This window comes from Vibrio sp. 10N.222.52.B7 (assembly GCF_041474275.1).
Taxonomy (GTDB): domain Bacteria; phylum Pseudomonadota; class Gammaproteobacteria; order Enterobacterales; family Vibrionaceae; genus Vibrio; species Vibrio crassostreae_C.
In genome coordinates this window covers 1-367 of record NZ_JBFRTU010000482.1, presented here as the reverse complement: position 1 = coordinate 367, position 367 = coordinate 1, and the positions used below count along the sequence as shown (strand labels likewise).

1 protein-coding gene is annotated in these 367 nt (G+C 40.1%); it reads right to left on the bottom strand.

Translation table 11 applies throughout. From position 1 onward, the window contains the following. Nucleotides 1-367: AAA domain-containing protein (locus AB4512_RS23795; protein WP_372175972.1), on the bottom strand; the 367-nt coding region annotated here is incomplete at both ends.

Below are 367 nucleotides of genomic sequence, written 5' to 3'. Positions count from 1 at the left end.
ATTCTGCACGGCTAATTGCGTTTTCAATTTCCTCTTTTTGCTGCCTATACATAGTAATAATACCTATTGGATAAGGCTGTTCTGCTGTGATGGTGTTTTCTAATTGATCTATCGTGTCATCGTCAGCTAAGGTCTGTAATGCTTCTAGTAAAATTTGAATCTCTCGGGGGTTATAATAGCGTCCATTTCCTTTTTGTTTTTCACCACCATTTGCACATGCGCTTGAACTGTCAATCCAAGTAACTGACTTATTCCAAGGGCTAGGTAGTTTCTGATACCATTCAGGAGAGGCTCCGCGACCTGTATGCAATTTACCCATATCTTTAGCGTAAAAACATTCAGAAACGAGATCACCAATAGGTTCGAC